The sequence below is a fragment of the Streptomyces flaveolus genome (genome assembly GCF_000716535.1).
Lineage (GTDB): Bacteria > Actinomycetota > Actinomycetes > Streptomycetales > Streptomycetaceae > Streptomyces > Streptomyces flaveolus_A.
In genome coordinates this window covers 1-923 of the sequence record NZ_JNWV01000132.1, presented here as the reverse complement: position 1 = coordinate 923, position 923 = coordinate 1, and the positions used below count along the sequence as shown (strand labels likewise).

The 923-nt window shown below is 66.1% G+C and carries 1 protein-coding gene; it reads right to left on the bottom strand.

Annotated elements, in window-relative coordinates:
• On the bottom strand, positions 1–688 hold a 688-nt coding region (locus tag OO52_RS45485), incomplete at its 3' end, for a DEAD/DEAH box helicase family protein (RefSeq protein ID WP_432422522.1).
• Positions 689–923: the final 235 nt, after the last annotated feature.

Here is a 923-nt window from a genome sequence, read left to right as displayed (position 1 = left end):
CCACCTGATACGGCGCAACGATCCCCCGCCGGACCGCCTCCGACAGCTTCAGCTCGAACGCCACCGGCCCGAACACCGGCGAGTCCCGGTCCATCGAAGCCACCAACCGCGGCTGCTCCCCATCGGCCTCCCACACACGCGGAGTCGCGGTCATGTAGAGCCGTCGCACCGCTGGAATCCGCGCCTGATGGTGAACCGCCGCCCACGGCTTCATGCCGTCACCACTTGTCCTGTGGGCCTCGTCAATGATCATGAGGTCCCACACCGGCAAGCCCGCCTCGTGGGCCCGCTGGAGCTTGCCCAGCCCCACCGCCGCGTAGGTCGCGAACACGGTGACGACGTCCAGGTCCTGTACCCATGACAGGAGTTCATCCGGGTCGGTGGTACACGGGACGCCGTCGGACTCCTCGGGCCCCAGGTCGCACACCCCGACCATCGCCCCCCGCCGGCCGCCCCGGCGCCACGCGCCGGCCATCTGTGTCAGCAGGTCCCGTGTCGGCACCAGGACCAGGACACGCCTCGCAGCCAGCCGCCGCGCCGATTCCACGGCAATCAACGTCTTGCCCGATCCAGTAGCGGCGATTACCTGTGTCCGCAGCCCCTCCGGGGGAATGCGCCCCCCTGGTGGGTCCTGAAGGTGCTTCACCACGGCGTCTACGGCTTCCGCCTGATGCGGTCGCAATTCCATGTGAGGCATCCCGAGATCCGCTTTCTGTTCGGCTGTGAAGAGGTGACGAGTGGAGGTTTTTCGTTGGTGGTAGTGGAATTGACGGGCCAGTATTTCCTCTGCATGTGATGAGGGGAGGGGCCAGGGTAGGGGGTGCGTACTAAGCCCAGACTCTATCTCACGGGATGCGTCATGACGCATGACGGTTGGGAAGGTTCGTCAGATTGGCTGGTTCTGCTGTCGTGCGGGGGGTAGG